The sequence below is a fragment of the Radicibacter daui genome, assembly GCA_030657355.1.
GTDB lineage: Bacteria > Pseudomonadota > Alphaproteobacteria > Radicibacterales > Radicibacteraceae > Radicibacter > Radicibacter daui.
Genome location: CP131056.1, coordinates 354,381 through 373,894 on the forward strand (window position 1 = coordinate 354,381; position 19,514 = coordinate 373,894).

The 19,514-nt window shown below is 65.6% G+C and carries 18 protein-coding genes; 9 read left to right on the forward strand and 9 right to left on the reverse strand.

Annotated elements, in window-relative coordinates:
- Nucleotides 1–86 precede the first annotated feature (86 nt).
- Both QTL98_RS01645 and hutF read right to left on the reverse strand, forming a co-directional pair.
- Nucleotides 87–941, reverse strand: coding sequence for a transporter substrate-binding domain-containing protein (locus QTL98_RS01645; protein ID WP_445680496.1), 855 nt, complete (start codon nucleotides 939–941; stop codon nucleotides 87–89).
- A gap of 51 nt (nucleotides 942–992) precedes the next feature.
- Complete coding sequence (hutF, locus tag QTL98_RS01650; RefSeq protein WP_445680497.1) at nucleotides 993–2,375, reverse strand: formimidoylglutamate deiminase; 1,383 nt, start codon at nucleotides 2,373–2,375, stop codon at nucleotides 993–995.
- A 166-nt stretch (nucleotides 2,376–2,541) separates the two neighbouring features.
- On the opposite strand from hutF, the gene hutC reads away from it, so the two are divergent.
- The 3 genes from hutC (at nucleotide 2,542) to QTL98_RS01665 (ending at nucleotide 5,731) form a co-directional block, all read left to right on the forward strand.
- Nucleotides 2,542–3,372: a histidine utilization transcriptional repressor HutC gene (gene hutC, locus QTL98_RS01655; protein WP_445680498.1), complete on the forward strand. Its 831-nt coding sequence runs from the start codon at nucleotides 2,542–2,544 to the stop codon at nucleotides 3,370–3,372.
- 126 nt (nucleotides 3,373–3,498) lie between these two features.
- Complete coding sequence (gene hutU / locus QTL98_RS01660) at nucleotides 3,499–5,169, forward strand: urocanate hydratase (protein WP_445680499.1); 1,671 nt, start codon at nucleotides 3,499–3,501, stop codon at nucleotides 5,167–5,169.
- Nucleotides 5,170–5,182: 13 nt separating this feature from the next.
- Entirely contained in the window at nucleotides 5,183–5,731 is a 549-nt protein-coding gene (locus tag QTL98_RS01665) for a HutD/Ves family protein (protein ID WP_445680500.1), read from the forward strand.
- A 6-nt stretch (nucleotides 5,732–5,737) separates the two neighbouring features.
- Here the strand turns inward: QTL98_RS01665 and QTL98_RS01670 are convergent, their stop codons facing one another.
- Complete coding sequence (locus QTL98_RS01670) at nucleotides 5,738–6,427, reverse strand: gamma-glutamylcyclotransferase (protein ID WP_445680501.1); 690 nt, start codon at nucleotides 6,425–6,427, stop codon at nucleotides 5,738–5,740.
- 143 nt (nucleotides 6,428–6,570) lie between these two features.
- On the opposite strand from QTL98_RS01670, the gene ybaK reads away from it, so the two are divergent.
- Nucleotides 6,571–7,047, forward strand: coding sequence for a Cys-tRNA(Pro) deacylase (gene ybaK, locus QTL98_RS01675; RefSeq protein WP_445680502.1), 477 nt, complete (start codon nucleotides 6,571–6,573; stop codon nucleotides 7,045–7,047).
- A gap of 7 nt (nucleotides 7,048–7,054) precedes the next feature.
- On the opposite strand, the gene QTL98_RS01680 is transcribed toward ybaK, so the two are convergent.
- The 3 genes from QTL98_RS01680 to QTL98_RS01690 form a co-directional block, all read right to left on the reverse strand.
- Nucleotides 7,055–8,218: an adenosylhomocysteinase gene (locus QTL98_RS01680; protein WP_445680503.1), complete on the reverse strand. Its 1,164-nt coding sequence runs from the start codon at nucleotides 8,216–8,218 to the stop codon at nucleotides 7,055–7,057.
- A gap of 113 nt (nucleotides 8,219–8,331) precedes the next feature.
- A complete protein-coding gene (locus QTL98_RS01685) occupies nucleotides 8,332–9,225 on the reverse strand; it encodes a LysR substrate-binding domain-containing protein (RefSeq protein ID WP_445680504.1) in 894 nt (297 codons plus the stop codon).
- A 101-nt stretch (nucleotides 9,226–9,326) separates the two neighbouring features.
- Nucleotides 9,327–10,580 (reverse strand): YbfB/YjiJ family MFS transporter, encoded by a 1,254-nt coding sequence (locus tag QTL98_RS01690; RefSeq protein WP_445680505.1) that lies wholly within the window; start codon nucleotides 10,578–10,580, stop codon nucleotides 9,327–9,329.
- A gap of 141 nt (nucleotides 10,581–10,721) precedes the next feature.
- On the opposite strand from QTL98_RS01690, the gene QTL98_RS01695 reads away from it, so the two are divergent.
- Nucleotides 10,722–11,297 carry a TetR/AcrR family transcriptional regulator gene (locus QTL98_RS01695; RefSeq protein ID WP_445680506.1) on the forward strand — a complete coding sequence of 192 codons (576 nt, stop codon included), beginning with the start codon at nucleotides 10,722–10,724 and terminating at the stop codon, nucleotides 11,295–11,297.
- Between the two features lie 15 nt (nucleotides 11,298–11,312).
- Here QTL98_RS01695 and QTL98_RS01700 read toward each other — a convergent pair whose 3' ends face one another.
- Entirely contained in the window at nucleotides 11,313–12,149 is an 837-nt protein-coding gene (locus tag QTL98_RS01700) for an aldo/keto reductase (RefSeq protein WP_445680507.1), read from the reverse strand.
- Nucleotides 12,150–12,183: 34 nt separating this feature from the next.
- The gene (locus tag QTL98_RS01705; RefSeq protein WP_445682214.1) at nucleotides 12,184–13,374 is read right to left on the reverse strand and encodes an MFS transporter; all 1,191 of its coding nucleotides are present in this window, start codon (nucleotides 13,372–13,374) and stop codon (nucleotides 12,184–12,186) included.
- Between the two features lie 172 nt (nucleotides 13,375–13,546).
- On the opposite strand from QTL98_RS01705, the gene QTL98_RS01710 reads away from it, so the two are divergent.
- The 4 genes from QTL98_RS01710 (at nucleotide 13,547) to QTL98_RS01725 (ending at nucleotide 18,542) form a co-directional block, all read left to right on the forward strand.
- A complete protein-coding gene (locus tag QTL98_RS01710) occupies nucleotides 13,547–14,479 on the forward strand; it encodes a LysR family transcriptional regulator (protein ID WP_445680508.1) in 933 nt (310 codons plus the stop codon).
- A 146-nt stretch (nucleotides 14,480–14,625) separates the two neighbouring features.
- Nucleotides 14,626–15,753, forward strand: a complete 1,128-nt coding sequence (locus QTL98_RS01715; RefSeq protein WP_445680509.1) for an ABC transporter ATP-binding protein — start codon at nucleotides 14,626–14,628, stop codon at nucleotides 15,751–15,753.
- 122 nt (nucleotides 15,754–15,875) lie between these two features.
- Complete coding sequence (locus QTL98_RS01720) at nucleotides 15,876–16,829, forward strand: ABC transporter substrate-binding protein (protein ID WP_445680510.1); 954 nt, start codon at nucleotides 15,876–15,878, stop codon at nucleotides 16,827–16,829.
- A 24-nt stretch (nucleotides 16,830–16,853) separates the two neighbouring features.
- A complete protein-coding gene (locus QTL98_RS01725; RefSeq protein WP_445682215.1) occupies nucleotides 16,854–18,542 on the forward strand; it encodes an ABC transporter permease in 1,689 nt (562 codons plus the stop codon).
- Here QTL98_RS01725 and QTL98_RS01730 read toward each other — a convergent pair.
- Nucleotides 18,539–19,477, reverse strand: a complete 939-nt coding sequence (locus tag QTL98_RS01730; RefSeq protein WP_445680511.1) for a LysR family transcriptional regulator — start codon at nucleotides 19,475–19,477, stop codon at nucleotides 18,539–18,541. The two genes, QTL98_RS01725 and QTL98_RS01730, sit on opposite strands and share 4 nt — an antisense overlap.
- Between the last annotated feature and the right edge of the window lie 37 nt (nucleotides 19,478–19,514).

Below are 19,514 nucleotides of genomic sequence, written 5' to 3' on the forward strand. Positions count from 1 at the left end.
GCCCTCCCGCAACAGGGAACGCCCCGCCCTGAGCCACACCCGGCGCGTCATGCGCAGGGGGCAACTCCGGGCGGGGCCGCTTCACATCAGGGCGAAACGTCGACCTTGAACCACTTGAGGCTCAGCTTCTTGACGGTGCCGTCAGCCAGGGCGGCCGCAATGGCAACATCGAACATGGCCTTGAGGTCGGTGTCGGACTGGCGCACGCCGAAGGCTTCGCCTTCACCCCAGACCGGGCCGCCGATCTTCGGGCCAGCCAGCGTCAGGTCTTTGTTTTCCGGGCTTTCAAACGCGGAAAGGAAGTAGGTCGCATCGTCGAACGCGGCGTCGATGCGGCCGGTCACCACGTCAAGGTCATGCTCGGCCGCGGTCTTGTACTCGCGGATATCGGCAATGTCCTTGAAGTTGTCATAGATGAACTTGGAGTAGATGGTCGCGGCCTGGATGCCGATGGCCTTGCCCTTCAGCAGCGGGCGCAGCTTCTCGACCACATCCTTGTCGTGGGTGGCATCGCCGGTCAGCTTCACTTCTTCGCCATTCATCGGCAGCTGCTTGGCAAGCTCGCTGTCCTTCAGCACGGCGAAGGAAGCCGGCGTGGCAGCGTAGGGATCGGTAAAGCCGATCACCTGCTTGCGCTCGTCGCTGATGGAGAGCGCGTCCATGATGACGTCGAACTTGCCGGCATTGAGGCTCGGAATCATGCTGTCCCAGTCATGGGTGATCAGCTTGCATTCCACCTTCATGCGGGCGCACAGGTCCTTGACCAGCTCGACCTCGAAACCGTCGAGCGAGCCGTCGGCGGCGGTGAGGTTCCACGGGGCATAACCGCCCTCGGTGCCGATCACCACGGTCTTCCAGTCCTTGGCGCTGGCCGGAAGGGCCGCGACGGTAAGGGCCGCGGCGGTCAGAACGCCAACGGCAATGCCGGTGAGTGCCTTCATTTTTCTCAATCTCCTGGACCGTTGTTGCCTCGTGAGAGCCCGCTTGTTGTTCTAGTTGCGGGCCAGCCTGTTCATCGCCGTGCTGAACGCGCGGTCGATTTCTTCTTCTGCCTTGTGGCGCCCGTTCGTGAGGCGCCATTCACCGGCCACCATGACATCGCGCACGGCACTGTCGCCGAGAGCAAATATCCAGCGGTCGAGAATCTGATCATCTTTTGCTGTCTGGATGAAGGGATTATTGCCGTCCAGCACGACGAGGCTGGCGATAGCTCCGGCTTCCAGCACACCCAGCTTCTGCCCTAGCGCCTGGGCGCCGCCGGCTGCCGCATCCCGGAAGAGGGCGCCGCCGTTGGAGCGGCCGGGGCCGCCGGCAAGACGCACACGCCGCTCGTCCCGCAGGCGCTGGCCATATTCCAGCAGCCGCAGTTCTTCAGTCAGGCTTACCGACACATGGCTGTCGGAGCCGACACCGTAGCGTCCGCCCAGTTGCTGGAAGCGGGTGGCCGGAAAGATGCCGTCGCCAAGGCTGGCTTCTGTCGTGGGGCACAGGCCGGCAACGGCGCCGCTAGCGGCAATACCCGCCACTTCGCCGTCATCGGCGTGCGTTGCGTGGATCAGGCACCAGCGCTCATTCACCGGCATTTCATCAAGCAGCCAGCGGATCGGGCGCCGCCTGCTCCAGGCAAGGCAGTCATCCACCTCACGCTGCTGTTCGGCGATATGGATATGGAGCGGCCCCTGCTGCGGCCCTTCCGCCAGCAGGCGGCGCATTTCTTCCGGCGTTGCCGCGCGCAGGGAATGGAAGGCGTAACCGAGCGTGGCACCTGCCTCGCGGCAGGCCGGCTCCAGCCCGGCGAGCAGCGACAGGAAGCCGTCGGTATCATGGATGAAGCGCCGCTGGCCCGGGCTTGGCGGCTGACCACCGAAATTGGCGTGAGCGTAGAATACCGGCAGCAGCGTCATGCCGATGCCGGCCTTGTTCGCGGCGGCCAAAATGCGGTTTGCCATCTCGCCATGGGCGGCGTGCCGGCTGCCGTCGGCGGCGTGGTGCAGGTAGTGGAATTCCGCCACCGCGCCATAACCGGTCTTCAGCATGTCGAGATAAAGTCTGGCGGCAACGGCCTCTACATCCTCCGGCGTCATCAGCCCGACGATGCGGTACATCTCCTCGCGCCAGGTCCAGAAGCTGTCATCACCGCTGCCGGCCACTTCGGTCAGGCCGGCCATCGCGCGCTGAAAGGCATGGGAATGCAAGTTGCCGAGGGCGGGCACCACCGGTCCGGATGCGATCTCGTCGCCGGCCTGCGCCGGCACGCCGGCAGTCACCGAAAGCAGGGTGCCATCCGCGCCGATCTCCAGCGCCACATCCGGGGCCCAACCGGCGCCGGTCAGGGCGCGTGCGGCATGAAGGCGGCGGCTGGCAGGAGAGGGCATCGGCAATTCATCCTGTATGATGTTGTATAGGCAACATTGGATAATTTCACTTGCCGTGCAAGCAAAAAAACGTCGAAGAATTGGGCAGGCGGCGCCGGTGATGAAAGCCTGAGCTTGATGCCGAAATTGCAGCTTGGGCAAGAGGCCCCGTGGGGGAGACGTGGTTATGGATGAAAAGGACGCTCTGCGGCAGGGGCCCGGCGGGCGCAAACCAGCCGGGGGCCTTGGCTCCCGCAGCGGGCGCGGCAGGGCGCCGCACCCGGCATTGCCCGGTGCCGGCACGCCTCCGGCCCCGCTTTATGCCGGCGTGAAGCAGATGATTCTGGACCGCATTGCCAGCGGCGAGTGGCCGCCCCACACGCGCGTGCCGTCAGAGAACGAGCTGGTTGCCGATATGGGCGTCAGCCGTATGACGGCCAACCGCGCCCTGCGCGAACTGGCGGCGGAAGGGGTGCTGGTGCGAATCCAGGGCGTCGGCTCCTTCGTGGCGGAAAGCAAGGCGCATTCCGCGCTTTTTGAAGTGCGCAACATCGCCGAGGAGATTGTCGAGCGCGGCCATGCGCACACCGCCCAGGTGGTGTTACTGCAGGAAGAAACCGCGACTCCGGAAGTTTCCGATGCGCTCGATATCCCGATTTCGGCGCCGGTCTTTCACAGCGTCGTCGTGCATTATGAGAACGACCTGCCGGTGCAGATCGAGGATCGTTTCGTTAATCCAGCCGCTGCACCGGACTATCTGACGCAGGATTTCAGCGGCTTTACGCCCAACGCCTATCTGACGGCGGTCGCCCCGCTGGCCGAAGCCGAGCATGTGGTGGAAGCTGCGCTGCCGCAGCCTTGGGAATGCAAGCTGCTCGCCATCTCCCGCACCGAACCCTGCCTGCTGATCCGCCGGCGCACCTGGTCGGGCATCACCTCCGTCAGCGCGGCGCGATTGCTTTGCCCGGGCAGCCGCTATCGGCTGGAAGGTCGCTTCAGCCCGCGGGCAGCCGGCTGATCCTGCGGGTTTGCGTGGTGCTTTGTGCCCCGCCGGCAGGTGCTGCTGCTTTTCAGTTGCCGACAGGGCCGGCTTTGAGTAGCGTCTCGCTTGTATCGACTTGTATAGACAAATGGGGTTCTGGCGATGATCAGCAATACGCGTTTCCGCGATGTCGAAATCCGCGCCCCGCGCGGCACCAAGCTCAATGCCCGCAGCTGGCAGACGGAAGCGCCGCTGCGCATGCTGATGAACAATCTCGACCCGGACGTGGCCGAGAACCCCAAGGAACTGGTGGTTTATGGCGGCATCGGCCGCGCCGCGCGCGACTGGAACGCCTTTGACCGCATTACCGAGACGCTGAAGCGGCTGGAAGAAGACCAGACCCTTTTGGTTCAGTCCGGCAAGCCGGTCGGCGTGTTTCGCACCCACAGCGATGCCCCGCGTGTGCTGATCGCCAACTCCAACCTCGTGCCGCACTGGGCCACGTGGGAGAAGTTCAACGAGCTCGATCGCCAGGGCCTGATGATGTACGGCCAGATGACCGCCGGTTCCTGGATCTATATCGGCAGCCAGGGCATCGTTCAGGGCACCTATGAAACCTTCGTCGAAGCCGGGCGCCAGCATTATGGCGGTGATCTTGGCGGGCGCTGGGTGCTGACGGCCGGCCTCGGCGGCATGGGCGGTGCGCAGCCGCTGGCCGCTTCGATGGCCGGTGCGGCTTCGCTCAACATCGAGTGCCAGCAGTCGCGCATCGATTTCCGCCTGCGCACCCGCTATGTGGACGTACAGGCCGCCGATCTCGATGAAGCGCTGGCGATGATCGATGACGCGGTCAAGAATCGCCGCGCCACCTCCATCGCCCTGCTCGGCAATGCCGCTGAAATCCTGCCGGAGCTGGTCGCCCGTGGCGTGCGCCCCGACATGGTGACGGACCAGACCTCCGCCCACGATCCGCTCAACGGCTATCTGCCCATCGGCTGGAGCTGGGACGAATATCGCGCCCGCGCCGCCAGCGACGCCGCCGGCACCGTCAAGGCGGCCAAGGCCTCGATGGCCAAGCATGTCGAAGCCATGCTCGCGTTCCACGTGGCGGGCGTGCCGACCTTCGACTATGGCAACAACATCCGCCAGATGGCCCAGGAAGAAGGCGTCAAGGACGCGTTCGCCTTCCCGGGCTTCGTGCCGGCCTATATCCGCCCGCTCTTCTGCCGCGGCGTTGGCCCGTTCCGCTGGGCGGCCCTTTCCGGCAATCCGGAGGACATCGCCAGGACGGACGCCAAGGTCAAGGAGCTGCTGCCGGACGACAAGCACCTGCACCGCTGGCTCGACATGGCGGGCTCGCGCATTTCCTTCCAGGGTCTGCCGGCGCGTATCTGCTGGGTCGGTCTCGGGGACCGTCACCGTCTTGGCCTTGCTTTCAATGAAATGGTGGCAAAAGGCGAGCTTGAGGCGCCGGTGGTCATCGGCCGCGACCATCTCGACAGCGGGTCGGTGTCTTCGCCCAACCGTGAGACCGAATCGATGATGGACGGCTCCGACGCCGTCTCCGACTGGCCGCTGCTCAACGCCATGCTGAATGTCGCCTCCGGCGCCACCTGGGTGTCGCTGCATCATGGTGGCGGCGTGGGCATGGGTTTCTCGCAGCATTCCGGCATGGTCATCCTGTGCGACGGCACCGAGGCTGCCGCCCGGCGCGTTGGCCGTGTGCTGTGGAACGACCCGGCAACCGGCGTCATGCGCCATGCCGATGCCGGTTATGCCGGTGCCATCGAGTGGGCAAAGAAGCAGGGTCTCGACCTGCCGAGCCTCGGCTGAGGCTGGGCCGGTCATGGCGCAGCGCCTCGTAAAACCGTCGGATTTCGTGTCCATGCCCTGGGCCAATGGCAAGGGCGTGACGGTCGAACTGGCACGGGAGGACCGCCCCGAGGGCGGCCTCCTGTGGCGCCTCTCCTTGGCCGATGTGGTTGAGGATGGTGATTTTTCCCGCCTGCCCGGTATCGACCGCATCCTGACGCTGGTCGAGGGATCCGGTTTCGAGCTGGAATTCGGTGAGTTTGGGGCGTCCAGCGTGCGGGAGCCGCTGATGCCGGTTTCCTTCTCCGGCGACTGGCCCGCCCGGGCTACCGGCGTTACTGGCCCCTCGAAGGACCTCAACGTCATGACCGCGCGTGGCAGAGCCACGGCCGCCGTCTCGGTTCACCGTAGCGGCAAGGTCAGTTTTGCGGCCGCCCAACCGCTCTTGCTGCTGGCGCTTGCCGGCAGCTGGAAAGGGGCCGGACAGATAGTCTCCGCCGGTGAGTTGCTGGTAATTTCCGGCGAAGCGACGGTGTTTGAGGGCGAAGGCGTGCTTTTTGCCGCGGCGATCGAGCGGGTCTAGGCCGGCTTATCCAGCGCCGCCCCGGGCCTGTTCTTGCCTGACCTCGGTTTCCAGCATCTCAAGATCGGCATCCGGAATGCCGTTGAGCCGCAGGCCGTCGCAGGTCTGGTAGAGATAGTCGGCCGCGCTGCCGAGAGTGCCGGCGGCCGTGGCAAGGCGCCGGATGATCTCTGCCCGTTCAAGGCAGCCGGCATATTGCTCACTGTCATGATTCATGATGAAGGCCAGCACATGCCCGGCGGGGTTGCCCCCGGCATCCTCCGCCTCCAGCCAGCTCGGGATATAGGAGCCGGCCACCATCTCGCGCCGCCACAGCAATTCTAGCTCGGCTTCCAGAATCTCTTCCGCCACCCGGTAGGCAACGCCGGTGCAGGCGCCACCTTCATCAAGGCCCAGCACCAGCCCGGGATTGTCCGGGCTGCCACGGCCGGCGCGGGTGGAAAGGCAAAAGGCGCGGTGCCATCCGCGCACATGGACCACCCGGCTCTCAAGGCTCTGGATGGTCGGGTTCCAGATCAGCGATCCATAGGCAAACAGCCAGACAGGGCCTTCCGGGCGGCAGGCGAGTGTCTCGGCCAGCGAGGCTGCCCGCTCTTCATCGCTCAGAATGCGCATGCCCGGCGCTTCGCGCGCAATCATGGCGGCAATGCCGCCCGTTGCCATCAGCTCCCGCGTCAGCTCATGTTTGTTGCTCATACGCTTGTGCTCGCCCTGCCATCGGGTCGGGCCTCCGGCTTTGCGAAAGCCCCTTCTTGCATATAAAGGCAGGTTGGGGGCGGATACCAGTTCCGCTGTCGGCAACAGCCCGTTGCCAATCAGGACCAGATCACCGGGAAGCCATGTCCAAGACCACCCGCGCCACCCAGATGCTGCAAAAAGCCGGCATCGCTTTCACCACGGTCACCTATGAGTACGACCCCTCAGCCGACCGTATCGGCTTGCAGGCGGCCGAGGCCATCGGCGCCGAGCCGCACCGAGTGCTGAAGACCTTGATGGCCGAGGTGGATGGCAAGCCGGTTTGCGTCGTCGTGCCGTCGGACAAGGAAGTGAGCATGAAGAAGCTGGCAGCGGCCTTCGGCGGCAAGTCGGCCCAGATGATGAAGCCCGCGGATGCCGAGCGCCTGACCGGTTACCATGTCGGTGGCATCAGCCCCTTCGGGCAGAAACGCAAGGTGCCGACGGCGATGGAAGAAGCGGCGCTGGTTGAAGACACCGTCTTCATCAATGGCGGCCAGCGCGGGCTGCAGGTGAACCTCAAGCCCGCCGATGCGCTGAAGGCACTGGATGCCAAAGCGGTGCCGCTGGTGGCGGCGTAAGGCCGCTCTACCGGTTGAGGGCCAGATAGGCGCTGGCAACGGCAGCGTCGATATCGGCCGGCACGGGCACGACGCAGGCTTCGGCACCAAGGTTGCCCCGTGCCACCCGTTCCAGGCAGCGTGCCTGCAGGGTGAAGCCGAGATCCATGGATTCGATGGAATTGCCGAGCGGGCGTGGCCCGGCAAGGTTGGCCATGTGCCCTTCCCCCAGCAGGTGAAAACACCGTCCATCCGCCAGCACACCGGTCGTGATCTGCTCCTGCGGGTAGTTGCGGATTTCTGCAGCGGTAGCCAGCAGTGCGCCGGCATCAATTTCCTGCGGAAAATGGCCGCCATTCATCAGGATAACGCCGTCCTTGAGCAGCGGCAGATCATCCGTTGTCAGGATATTCGCCGCGCCGGTTACGGTCACGATAACGTCGGCCGAGGCGATGGCGGTCTCCCGCAGCGGTGTCGCAAAACCATCGAGATGGGCTTCCAGCGTGGTGACCGGGTCGATATCAACGACACTTACCTGCGCAAAGGCGGCCTTGAAGCAGGCGGCGGTGCCGCGCCCGCAAGCCCCGTAGCCGAAGACCGTCACCCGCTTGCCGCCGGTCGAGCGGTTGGTAAAGCGCATGTAGCTTTCAAACAGGCTCTGGCCCACGGCGTGGCGGTTCTCGGCAAATTGCTTGATCGGGCTGTCATTGATGACCAGTACCGGCAGGTTGATCTGGCTGCGCAGCGGCATCAGCCGCGTCCGGCCGGAGGTCGTTTCTTCCGTGCCGCCCCGCAGGCGCCGATAGGGGTGCTGCGCCACGCGGGCAAACAGGTCGCCGCCATTATCCAGCAGCAGGTCGGGCTCATGAGCCAGCAAGGCATCGAGATAAGCTCCCTGTGCGGCGGCGTCGCGGGTCTGGCCGCCAATCACCTCGATGCCGCGGGCCTCCAGCCAGGCGATGGTCTCCGGCTGCGTGCTGCTGAGATTGCCGGTGGCAACCAGCCTCGCACCGCCGGCGGCCAGTGTAGCGAGCAGGGCGGCGGTCTTGGGCTCCAGATGGATCGCGGTGCCGATGGTCAGGCCGGCAAAGGGGCGGGTGACGGCAAACTCGGCTGCCGTTGCCTGCAAGAGCCTGCAACTCGACGCGACCCAGTCGATCCGTGACAAATCCCCGGTTGTTGCTGTGGTCATGGCCTTGCTTGCCCCCCGATGTTTCCCGGCCTGATGCCGTTGGGGCAAAGCTAGGGCGCGCTATTGGGCAGCACAAATGACGATAAATGGCGCTTACGGCAGTTTTTCTGCCTTCATGCCAGGGCGGCCCCTGCCTCTTCCAGCCATTGCCGTACCTGGCGGAAGGCCGGCAGGTTCTGGTCACCGGCCCGGCAGCAGAAATGATAACCTCCGGGGCGTTCGATAAAACCGAAGGGCGCCGCCAGAAGCCCGGTTGCCAGCTCTTGCCCGATGAGGGCGCGCGGGGCCATCACGATTCCCAGACCGGCGCGGGCGGCGCTCAGCGCCAGTGTCATGCCTTCAAACTCCAGCCTTCTGGCAAAACGCACCGGCCTTGTGCCGCTTTCATGAAACCACGCTGTCCAGAGGCCGCGCGGTGTGCGTGCCGCAAGTGCCGTAGCGCCCCGTAGCCCCTCCGGGCCCTGCGCAAGATCGAGCCCGGCGAGGACGGCCGGTGTGGCAACGGGGCCGAACTCGTCCTTCAGGAAGCGGAAACCCGCAATCTCGGGGCGCGGCTCATATTCCCCGCCCACGATTACGCCGTCGAGGTCGGTATCCTCCAGATTACGCGGCACGGCCACGGGCACGATATCAAGGTCGAATCCCGGCGCCATCGCCAGAAAGGCCGGCAGGCGGGGGATGAGCCACAGTGCGGCCCAGCTGTCTGTCGCGCCAAGGCGGAAACGCCGCCGCCCGCCTGTTGGTGCCACCTCCTGTGCCGCACGGCTGATCACGGCAAAGGCTGCACTGACCGCGCCCGCAAAACGCTCCCCCGCCTCCGAGAGCACAAGCCGCCGCCCCTGCCGGGTAAAAAGAGAGATGCCCAGATGTTGCTCCAGCAAGCGCAGCTGCTGGCCAATGGCGCCGCGCACCACATGCAGTTCATCGGCCGCCGCCTGAATGGTGCCGCGGCGGGCAACCGCCTCGAAGGCGCGCAAGGCCGTGAGCGGGGGAAGGTCGGTCGTCATCGGGCAGGGCTTTCCGGGCAGGAAAAAGGGCGGCCAGTGGCAGAAGGTGGCCGCCCTCGATCCAGTGCGCAATCGGTGTTGCGCTTGCGTCCCCTTCGATCTCAGGCCTTGTGGTGGCGCCCCTCCACCAGCCAGGCGAAGAGGTCGAGCGCCAGCGTCAGCACCATGGCGGCGACGCCGCAGGCATAGATTGCGGCATGGCTGCCGCCGGTGGCGGTGAAGAGCCAGGAATAAAAATAGGCGGAGGCGGCTTGCAGCAGCGCAAAGGCCGTCGTCGCCCGGCTCCAGGCCACACCCTGCGCGGCATGGTCCCCCGGCAGCAGGTCATGCACGCGGGCAAGCGCCACCGGCACGATGCCCGGCGTCAGCGCGCCCATAACGAAACTGGCAATCGCAATGGCCGGCAGGTTGGTTGTCAGGGCCGGGATCGTCAGAAAAATCGCCTGTGTGAGAAGCGACAGGCGCAGCGAGGTGGCGGAGCCGAGGCGGTCGGTCACCATGCCGGTGGCAATGGGGCCGACGATGGCACCGAGGCCGTACAGTACCCAGAAGAAGGCGCCGACGGCGGCACTCTGGCCAAGGCCGCGCTGAATGAAATCAACGAGGAAGACGATCATCGGCACAAGGCCGGCGGCGTTCAGCGCGTACTGGCCGTAAAGCGCCTTCAGCGTCAGGCTGCGGCCCTGATGATGGGCGCCATGCTCGCGGGACGCATGGGCGGCAAAGGGGCCGGCCAGATGCGGGTTATGTTTCGGCCAGCAAAACCACGCGGCGACCGTCAATACCGCAGAGGCGATGCCAAGCCCGATCCAGGTGGCCGCCAGCCCGAGCCCGATCAGTGCCGGGATCAGCGTGCCGGAGGCGGCAACACCAACGCCTGCGCCCATGAAGATGGCGCCGCTGGCAAAACCGCGCCGGTTCACCGGCACATGCGGCAGCACGGTTGCGGCCACCAGCACCATGATGGCGCCGCCCCCGAGGCCGGAGGCAAAGCGCCACACAAAGAACCAGGTGACCGAGAGCGGCAGGGCGCAGGCGAAGAAGGCGAGGGTGACCACCAGCATCATCAGCTTGAGGGTGCCGGTATTGCCAAGGCCGCGGGCGATGGGCCGCCCGGTCAGTGCGCCCGCCAGATAACCGGCAAGGTTGGCCGCGCCGAGATAGACCACGTCACTGGCCGAAAACCAGTGCGCGGCAATCAGCGGCGGGATCAGCGGTGTATAGGCAAAACGCGAGAGGCCGATACCCACCAGGCTGGCGGCAAGGCCGGCAAAGGTAGCGGCCCAGGCCGTTGCCGGCATGGGGCTGCGGGCCTTGCCGGCAGCGCCTTCGGCGGTGGGGGAGAGCGAACTCATGGCAATGCTCCTTGGGCACTAGCGGCTGGCCGGTGCCCGTTTCCTTGTGAGGAGAAGGGTCGTCAACGGGTGGGCCCGTTGCTATATTTGACAAAGGTGTCAAACTTGACAGTGCTGTCAAGGATGCGTGTGGAGGCCGCCATGGCGGGTGTGAAGCAGTTCAATGAGGAAGAGGCACTCGGCCGGGCGCTCGATCTCTTCTGGGCGCGGGGATACCGCGCTACCTCGATGCTCGATCTGGCGGAAGCGACCGGCGTCCAGCGCGGCTCGCTCTACAACGCTTATGGCGACAAGGAGGAAATCTTCCTCATTGTTCTGCAGCGTTATTCAGAGGCTTATCTGGCCCGCGTCAGCGCCGCCTTCAGCGGCGACGATGTGGCGGCGGCCCTCACACGTTATCTTGATGCCTGCATCGCCATCATGATGGCCGGTGACCCGCCACGCGGCTGCATGACAACCAAGACGGCAACCGACACCGCGCTGAATGGCGAGCGGGTCCACATCGCCCTCAAGGGCTTTCTGGACGAGGTGGAAAAGGCCATTGCCGGATATCTGGCGACTCCGGTCTTTGCTGCACGGCTTGCGTTGCCGCCGGCCGAAGCGGCCCGGCTGCTGGTCACCTTCACCCGTGGCATGGCCGTGCTGGAGCGGGTCTATCAGGATGAAAAACGCCTTCACGAGAGCGCACGCTCCCTCGTGAAGGCGTTGGTTCGTTAGCGGCGCGGGCCGTTCCTATGCGGCAGCGTCCCATTCCGGTGCCAGCCCGTCCGGGCTCACCAGCCGGCCATCCTGCCGGGCCAGGGCGTGAATTGCGGTCATCTCGGCTTCCGTCAGGCTGAAGTCGAAGATCGCTGCATTTTCTGCCGCCCGGGCAACGCTCACCGTCTTTGAAAGCGCAATGACACCCGGCTGCTGCACCAGCCAGCGCAGGGCAATTTGCGCGGCACTTTTGCCATGGCGGGCGCCGATATCGGCTAGCAACCCGTCTGCTGGCACCTTGCCATCAGCCATGCCGTAATAAGCGGTCACGCTCATGCCCAGCTCGCGGGCAGCCGCCAGCACCGGCTGCTGGCTCAGATAAGGGTGATATTCCACCTGGTTGGTTACCAGCGGCGCCGGGCTCAGGCGCGCGGCCTCTTCCATCATCGCCGTGTTGAAATTGCTGATGCCGATATGGCGGGCAAGGCCTGCCTTGTGCACGGCATTGAGATTCTCGATCTGCTCTTCCAGCGGCACCGCCTGGTTGGGCCAGTGCAGCAACAGCAGATCGACATGATCGCTGCCCAGCCGCTTCAGACTCTCCTCGACGGAGGGGCGGAAACGCCCGGTGCGATAGGTCTCGACCCATACCTTGGTGGTCAGGAACACATCCTGCCGCGGCACGCCCGCGGCAGCGAGGCCGGCGCCCACGGCGGCTTCGTTGCCATAGATCTGGGCCGTGTCGATGTGCCGGTAGCCGAGCCCCAGCACGTCCTTGACCATGCGGGCGGTATTCGCCTCGTCAATACGGAAGGTGCCGAAGCCGAGGGCCGGGATGCGGGCCCCGCGGGCCGTGACGAAATTGTCCATGATCGGAAAACTCCCTTGGTGAGGTCTGGCAGGGTTATTCGGCGGGGACGGCTACCGGCCGGGGCTGGCGGCGGTCGAGCTGGCCGCTCAGAAGCGTGAGGCCAAGAGCGCCTGCCACCAGCAGCGCGCCGATCCAGGGCGTGGCGGAAAGGCCAAGGCCGGGCGCCTCCACCACCTGCCCGCCAAGAGCGGAGCCGGCGGCGATGCCGAGATTGAAGGCGGCAATGTTGAGGGCGGAGGCAACATCCACCGCCTGCGGCCGATGGCGTTTGGCCAGCTGCACCACATAGAGCTGCAGCCCCGGCACATTGGCGAAGGAGAGGAAGCCCAGTGCCGCCAGCGTCACCAGCACCAGCGGCTTGGACGGCGCAGTGAAGGTGAGGACCAGCAGCACGGCGGCCTGCACGGCAAAGAGACCGATGAGTGCCCTGACCGGGTTACGGTCGGCGATGCGCCCGCCGGCAATGTTGCCGATGGCAATGGCACCGCCATAGAGCATCAGGATGAGGCTGACGGCCCCTGCCGGAAAGCCGGTGATCTGCTGCAGGAGCGGCGACAGGAAGGTGAAGGTGACAAAGGTGCCGCCATAACCGAGCGCGGTCATGGCGAAGGCCAGCAGCAGGCGCCCGCTGGAGAGCACACGCAGCTGCTCGCCAAGGCTGGCCGGGGCGGAGCGTGCCAGCCCGGCCGGCAGCAGCAGGGCAATACCGGCAACAGCGACGACGCCCAGCAGGCTCACGGCCCAGAAGGTGGCACGCCAGCCGAAGGCCTGGCCGATGAAGGTGCCGAGCGGCACGCCGGTCACGATGGCGACGGTGAGGCCGGCGAACATGAAGGCAATGGCCGAGGCACGTTTATCCTCCGGCACCAGCCCGGCGGCGATGGTGGCGCCGACAGAAAAGAAAACGCCATGGGCAAAGGCCGTCAGCACCCGGGCCACCAGCAGAGGGGCAAAGCTCGGGCTCAAGGCGGCAACGGCATTGCCGAGGATGAAGAGCCCCATCAGCCCGATGAGCAGGAGCTTGCGGTCGAGCCGGCCGGTGAGTGCCGTCAGCACCGGGGCGCCGATGGTGACGCCGAGGGCGTAGACGCTGACGATCATGCCGGCGAGCGGCAGGGTGATGCCGAGGTCATTTGCCACCGTGGGCAGCAGGCCCACGCTGACGAATTCGGTGGTGCCGATCGCGTAAGCCGCGATGGTGAGGGCAAACAGCGCCAGCGGCAGGCGGGATTTCGCGGCCATGGCGGTCTCCTTGACGGTCATAACAGGGCGGGCAGCAGGCCCGCGGGATAACCGGCATATAGGCCCGGCATCATTGCCGCGTGTAGCGGGTGGAATGGACATTCACTTGTGAAGTAAATTCAAAATATGAACGAGAGTATCAGGTGGAGCGGTCATGAATAACCGGGCGGGAGAGATGGAGGCTTTTGTCCAGGTGGCTGATTTCGGCGGCTTCAGTGCCGCCGGCCGGCGGCTTGGCCTTTCGCCCTCTGCAGTCAGCAAACTGATTTCCCGCATGGAAGAAAGGCTGGGCACGCGCCTCCTGGTGCGCTCCACCCGCCGCCTGTCGCTGACGCCGGAAGGGGAGAGTTACCTTGCCCGGGCGCGCGCTATCCTTGCCGAGATTGACGAGACCGAGCGCGAGGTGGCGCATGGAGCCCTTGCCGCGCCGCGCGGGTGCCTCCGGGTAAACACCTCGGTTCCCGTCGGCATGCGCTGCATTGCGCCGCTGATGCCCGCCTTCCTGCAGCGTTATCCCGAGGTTGAGGTCGACCTTTCACTGTCGGACGAGACGATCGACCTGATCGGCGAACGGGCGGATGTGGCGATCCGTGTTGGCCCCTTGCGCGATTCCGCCCTTATGGCCCGCCGGCTGGCCGAAAGCCCCTATGATGTCGTGGCCTCACCGGATTATCTCGCTCGCCTCGGCACCCCGCGGTTGCCCGCTGATCTCGCCGGCCATAACTGCCTTGGCTTTACCTTCCGGCGAACCTTCAGCGACTGGCCGTTCCGGGTGGTTAACGAAAAGGGTTTGCCGGGGGAGCGGATCGAGCGGCGCGCCATTGCCGGAAACTTTCAGGCCAACAATGGCGAGACGGTCCGGCAGATGGCGCTGGCTGGCCTCGGCATTGCCCGTCTTGCCAGCTTCCACGTGTTTGAGGATATCGCTGCCGGGCGGCTCGTCCGGCTGCTTGCAGCCTTCAACCCCGGGGATATCGAGCCGGTGCATGCCGTCTTTGTCGGCCATGCCCAGCTGGCGGCGCGTGTTCGCGCCTTTGTCGATTTTCTGGCGCTGACCCTGCCGCAATCCTTCGCCACAACCGGGTAGGCGTGCCGGTAATTGCCGGTTTTGTGACTTTTGAACAAGGAAACTGCGCGCCTGTCGCGTAACTGTAATCGTCGCTGACTAAGGTCCGCCCTTGGCCGGGTGGCTCGAACTGCCCGGCGCCAGCTATTAAGCGCGCGGGGCAGGCGATGAGCGGTATCTCCCGGCGGGCCGAAGCGGCCGAGGCCGTTACCGTCCGCAATGTCAGCCAGGATTACGGCACCAGCCGGGTCCTGAACGGCGTCGATTTTGCGCTGCCGACCGGCCAGGTCATGGCCCTGCTCGGGCCATCCGGCTGCGGCAAGACCACCCTGCTTCGCCTCGTTGCCGGTCTGCTTGCCCCGTCAATCGGGTCCGTGGGCATTGCCGGCAATCTGGTGGCGGACGCTTCCACCGGCTTTTTCCTGCCGCCGGAAAAACGCGGTCTCGGTATGGTGTTTCAGGACTATGCCCTCTGGCCGCACATGACCATCGGTGAAAATGTCGCCTTTCCGCTCGAGATGCGCGGCATCGGCCGCAGTGAGCGTGAAACCCGCGTGGAGGCTGCGCTTCAGCGGGTCGGCCTAGGCGGTTTCGGGGCGCGCCGTCCTTCCGATCTTTCCGGTGGCCAGCAGCAGCGTGTGGCCATTGCCCGCGCCATCGTTGCCGAGCCGGGCCTCGTGCTGTTCGACGAGCCGCTATCCAACCTTGACCGCGAACTGCGCGAGCAGCTGGTGGGCGAGATTGGCGAACTGGTGGCGACCCTTGGCCTTACCGCCCTCTATGTAACGCATGATCAGGCAGAGGCCTTTTCGCTCGCCGATAGTGTCGCCGTCATGCGCGGCGGCCACATCGTGCAGGCCGATAGTCCCGAACAGCTGGTGGCGCAGCCCGCCACGCCCGACGTCGCGGAGTTTCTGAAGCTCGGCACGGTGGTGGAGGTCGAGGCGCACGGCGATGGCTGGTGGTTGCCCGGTGCCGTCGAGGCGCTGCTGCCTCGTTCTCTGGGGCCCGCGGGTACGGACGATGCCGTGCTGCTGCTCACCCGGTCGGCCCTGCGCCCGGTTGCCAGCGGGGAAGGCCAGCTTCAGGCCGTTGTCCGCCGCTCGCAGTTCCGCGGTGACCATCATCTCCTCACCCTCGTCCTGCCGCGTGCCGGCGAGATCGAACTTTCCTTGACCAGTGATCGCCGGGCCCAGCCGGGTGAGCGGTTGGGCCTCGCCCTGGTGCCGGAAGCGCTGCGGTGGTTTGCCCGCTCACGGCCGGTGCCGGTGCGCCTGTCCGAGCCGGCGCTCTAGCAGCCGCGACCCTTTTTCAGCCGGATTTCCCGCCGGGAGGGGGAGGCGGGAAGATCCGGCCATTTCGATATCGCAACTTTTTGGCCAGAGGCCAGGCCCCCGAAGAAGGACAAGCTATCGCCATGCTCAAGAAATCGCTGCTTTCCACGCTCGTTATCGCCGGCTCGCTGGTGAGCGTTGCCGCCCATGCGGACATCACCATCTACACCGCCGGCCCGGCTGGCCTGATCAAGAAGCTGACCGACGGCTTCACCGCCGATACCGGCATCAAGACCGATGTGTTCCAGAGCACCACCGGCAAGGTCATGGCCCGTATCGAGGCCGAAGCCGCCAATCCGGTGGTCGATGTGCTGATCTCCGCCTCCTGGGATACCGCCAACGACTTTACCCAGCGCGGCCTGCTGCTGCCCTACACCAGCCCCAACGCCGCCAAGGTGCCGGACTTCCTGAAGAGCGAAACCGCCGTGGCGCAGGGCATCTCCGCCCTCGGCATCGTCTGGAACACCAAGAGCGGCACGCCGAAGCCGGCCGACTGGGCCGACCTCACCAGGCCGGAATACAAGGATCTGGTGAACATTCCCGATCCGGCCCAGTCCGGCTCCTCCTTCGAGCTCACCGCCTCGCTGGTGGCCAAGGATGGCTGGGACCTGTTCAAGAAGCTCAATGACAATGGTGCCATCATCGCCGGTGCCAATGCCGATGCGCTGAACCCGGTGCTGCAGGGCGCCAAGGCCGCCGTGTTCGGCGCCGTGGACTACATCGCCATGGGCAGCCAGGCCAAGGGCGAGTCGATCGAGGTGATCTTCCCGGCTTCCGGCACCGTCATCGCGCCGCGCCCGATGATGATCTTCAAGTCCTCCCAGCATCAGGACGAAGCCAGGAAGTTCATCGACTACGTGCTGTCGGAAAAGGGCCAGAAGGAAGTGGCCGCCACCTATCTGATGCCGGCCCGCACCGATATCCCGGCGGACCGTCCGCTGATCAGCGATCTCAAGATCCTGCCGGTCGACGCCGGTTCGATCTACCCGAAGCGTGACGAAACGCTGGCGACCTTCGCCAAGACCTTCGGCAAGTAAGCAACACCGGCACGGAGGTTCATGATGAAGGCGGGCGCGGCAACAGGGCGGATATCGGGTACCGGCCCGCTCTTCTGGGCGGTAACGGGGCTCCTGCTTCTGCTCGTTGCCTTTCCGCTCGCCTTCATCATCCTTCAGGCCATCTTTCCGGAAATCGGCCATGCCAGCCTGGCACGGCCTTTTTCCGGCATGGTGGCCGCGCTCGGCGACTGGAAGCTGCTGGGCATGGCGCGCAATACCGTCGCGCTCGGCATCATGGTTATGGCGGGGGCCGCGCTGCTGGCCATTCCGCTCGGTGTGTTCCGCGTCCTCTTCCGCCTGCCGCTCGGGCGCTTCTGGGACCTGTGTTTCCTCGTCCCCTTCATGATCCCGCCCTATATCGCCACGCTCGGCTGGATCATGACGCTGCAGCCACGCGGGTATCTGCAGCAGCTCACCGGCATCAATGGCGCCGGGTTTCTGTTCTCCATTCCCGGCGTTGCCTTCGTGATGGTGCTCAGCACCTTCCCGGTCGTCTATTTTGCCGTCTCGCGCACGCTGGAAGCCGTCGGCCAGCGTTACGGCGATGTGGCGCGCGTGTTCGGTGCCTCGCCGCTGCGGGCCTTCTGGCGCATCACCCTGCCGCTTGCCACCCCCGGCCTTGCCGCCAGCCTGCTGCTCGTCTTCGCCATGGCGATCGAGGAATATGGCACCCCTGCTGCGCTTGGCCGCCGCGCCGGCTTTGACGTGCTGGTAACCGGCGTCGATAATCGCATCTCCGACTGGCCGATCGATCTTTCCGGCGCTGCCGTCCTGTCGCTGCTGCTGGTCGGGCTTTCGCTCATCGCCTTCTTTACCCAGCTGCGCATCCTCTCCCGCCGTAATTATGAGACGACGGGCGGCAAGCCGCAGGCCATCGAGCGCCGGCCACTCGGCCTCTGGACGGTTCCTGTCCTGCTCTTCTTCGCTTTCGCAGCCTTCATCGCCTGCGCCGTGCCGCTGCTGGCCATTCTGGCAACCGCGCTTCAGCGCACGCTGTCCGGCGGCCTCGCCTTCGGTAATTTCGGCCTGCAGAATTTTACCGAGATCTGGTCGCAGGGCTCGGACGGCCTGACGGCGCTGATGAGCAGCCTGTCGCTAGGCGTCTCGACCGCGCTTATCACCGGCCTTCTCGGGGCGCTTGCGTCCTATTTTGTCGTGCGGGGTACCGGACGCGGCCGGGTGCTGCTGGATGCGCTCAGCGTTCTGCCCAATGCGCTGCCTGGCGTTGTGGTGGCCGTCGGCCTCATTCTGGCGTGGAACCAGCCATGGCTGCCGGTCTCACCCTACAACACGCCCTTTATCCTGCTGATTGCCTACTGCTGCATCCTGCTGCCGTTCCCGGTGCGTTATGCCAATGCAGCCTTCCGCCAGATCGGCACCAGCCTCGAGTCCGCGGCCCGGGTGGCGGGCGCCGGTCCCGTCGTGACCCTGCGGCGCATCCTCGGCCCGCTGGTGGCGCCGAGCATGGTCTCGGCCATGCTGCTGGTCTTTGCCGTCGCCTCGCGGGAACTGGTGGCCTCCATCCTCGTGGCGCCGGTCGGCATGACCACGGTTGCCACCTTCATCTGGCGTCAGTTCGAGCAGGGTTCGGTCGGGCTCGGCATGGCGATGGCCTTTACCGCCATTCTCATCACCACCGCGCTGCCGCTGATCGTGCTGATCGCCATGCGCCGCACCCGCATGGTGCTTTAGTCGGCCACTGGTAGTTCGCGGTCCCAGGGCGGCAGGGCGCCGCTGGCGGTGCCATAGGCCGCCATCAGGAAATTTACGAAGGCGGCGACCTTGGCGGTCTGTCGCCGCTCCGGATACAGCGCCATCACCCCGCTGATCACCCGGACCGGATGATCGAGGGTCAGTGCCACCAGCCGCCCGTCGCGCAGCGCATCGCCGACGATAAAGGTCGGCTGGTAGATGATGCCCAGCCCGGCAACCGCCCCTTCCATCAGCGCATCGCCGTTGCTGGCAATCAGCGATCCTGAAATGGCGGTGCGGATGTCGCCCTTGGTGCCAAACCACCATTCCCGCGCGCCCAGCGTGGGGGAGAGGGTGTAACCAAGGCACTCATGATCGGCGAGGTCCGCCACGGTCCGCGGCGCTCCCCGGCGCGCCAGATAGGCGGGCGCGGCGCACAGGGCGAGATTGCACGGCGCCAGCAGCCGGGCGGAAAGGCCGCGATTGTCCCGCTGGCTGACGCGGATGGCGAGATCCCAGCCCTCCTCCGTCAGGTCGATCACCCGGTCATTGAGGCCCAGCTCGACGCGCAGATGCGGATATTGTTCGGCAAAACCCGCCATCAGCGGGGCGATCTGGCGGGTGCCGAAACTGACCGGGGCATTGACCCGCAAATTGCCGCGCAGCTCCACCCGTTCGGCGCTTGCCGCCGCCTCCACCTCCTCTACCTCGGCCAGAATGCGTTCGGCACCATCGAGGAAACGTCGCCCGGCCTCGGTCAGGGTCAGGCGCCTTGTCGTGCGGTGCAGCAGCTTGACGCCCAGCCGTTCTTCCAGTGCCGCCAGATATTTGGTCGCCATGGTGGGCGACATGCGCAGCGAGCGGGCGGCGGCTGAAATGCCGCCGAGCGCGGCGACACGGGCAAAAACCTCCATGCCGAGAAACCGGTCAAGCATGTGCGCCGCCCTCCGTCATTTCACTCTGATGGTGTGA

Excerpts from the sequence above, each read along its gene's own strand:
- QTL98_RS01700 (WP_445680507.1), bottom strand. The coding sequence starts at position 12,149 with ATGGACAATTTCGTCACGGCCCGCGGGGCCCGCATCCCGGCCCTCGGC.
- QTL98_RS01720 (WP_445680510.1), top strand. The coding sequence starts at position 15,876 with ATGCTCAAGAAATCGCTGCTTTCCACGCTCGTTATCGCCGGCTCGCTG.
- QTL98_RS01715 (WP_445680509.1), top strand. The coding sequence starts at position 14,626 with ATGAGCGGTATCTCCCGGCGGGCCGAAGCGGCCGAGGCCGTTACCGTC.
- QTL98_RS01725 (WP_445682215.1), top strand. The coding sequence starts at position 16,854 with ATGAAGGCGGGCGCGGCAACAGGGCGGATATCGGGTACCGGCCCGCTC.
- QTL98_RS01730 (WP_445680511.1), bottom strand. The coding sequence starts at position 19,477 with ATGCTTGACCGGTTTCTCGGCATGGAGGTTTTTGCCCGTGTCGCCGCG.
- QTL98_RS01695 (WP_445680506.1), top strand. The coding sequence starts at position 10,722 with ATGGCGGGTGTGAAGCAGTTCAATGAGGAAGAGGCACTCGGCCGGGCG.
- hutC (WP_445680498.1), top strand. The coding sequence starts at position 2,542 with ATGGATGAAAAGGACGCTCTGCGGCAGGGGCCCGGCGGGCGCAAACCA.
- QTL98_RS01685 (WP_445680504.1), bottom strand. The coding sequence starts at position 9,225 with ATGACGACCGACCTTCCCCCGCTCACGGCCTTGCGCGCCTTCGAGGCG.
- hutF (WP_445680497.1), bottom strand. The coding sequence starts at position 2,375 with ATGCCCTCTCCTGCCAGCCGCCGCCTTCATGCCGCACGCGCCCTGACC.
- QTL98_RS01690 (WP_445680505.1), bottom strand. The coding sequence starts at position 10,580 with ATGAGTTCGCTCTCCCCCACCGCCGAAGGCGCTGCCGGCAAGGCCCGC.
- ybaK (WP_445680502.1), top strand. The coding sequence starts at position 6,571 with ATGTCCAAGACCACCCGCGCCACCCAGATGCTGCAAAAAGCCGGCATC.
- QTL98_RS01645 (WP_445680496.1), bottom strand. The coding sequence starts at position 941 with ATGAAGGCACTCACCGGCATTGCCGTTGGCGTTCTGACCGCCGCGGCC.
- QTL98_RS01680 (WP_445680503.1), bottom strand. The coding sequence starts at position 8,218 with ATGACCACAGCAACAACCGGGGATTTGTCACGGATCGACTGGGTCGCG.
- QTL98_RS01665 (WP_445680500.1), top strand. The coding sequence starts at position 5,183 with ATGGCGCAGCGCCTCGTAAAACCGTCGGATTTCGTGTCCATGCCCTGG.
- hutU (WP_445680499.1), top strand. The coding sequence starts at position 3,499 with ATGATCAGCAATACGCGTTTCCGCGATGTCGAAATCCGCGCCCCGCGC.
- QTL98_RS01670 (WP_445680501.1), bottom strand. The coding sequence starts at position 6,427 with ATGAGCAACAAACATGAGCTGACGCGGGAGCTGATGGCAACGGGCGGC.
- QTL98_RS01710 (WP_445680508.1), top strand. The coding sequence starts at position 13,547 with ATGAATAACCGGGCGGGAGAGATGGAGGCTTTTGTCCAGGTGGCTGAT.